This window comes from Pantoea sp. USMM079 (assembly GCF_037153115.1).
GTDB classification, from domain to species: Bacteria; Pseudomonadota; Gammaproteobacteria; order Enterobacterales; family Enterobacteriaceae; genus Pantoea; species Pantoea communis.
Genome location: NZ_JBBCKX010000098.1, coordinates 1 through 223, shown reverse-complemented (window position 1 = coordinate 223; position 223 = coordinate 1). Strand labels below are relative to the sequence as shown.

The following is a 223-nucleotide window of genomic DNA, read 5'->3' as shown; positions in this document are numbered from 1 at the left end:
GGCACATCCGATGGTGTGAGGCCCGAAGGTCCCCCACTTTGGTCCGAAGACGTTATGCGGTATTAGCTACCGTTTCCAGTAGTTATCCCCCTCCATCGGGCAGTTTCCCAGGCATTACTCACCCGTCCGCCACTCGTCACCCAAGAGCAAGCTCTCTGTGCTACCGTTCGACTTGCATGTGTTAGGCCTGCCGCCAGCGTTCAATCTGAGCCATGATCAAACT

Annotated in this window: 1 rRNA gene; it reads right to left on the bottom strand. The window is 56.1% G+C overall.

From position 1 onward, the window contains the following. Positions 1-223: ribosomal RNA gene (locus WFP70_RS26690) — 16S ribosomal RNA — on the bottom strand; the annotation flags it as partial.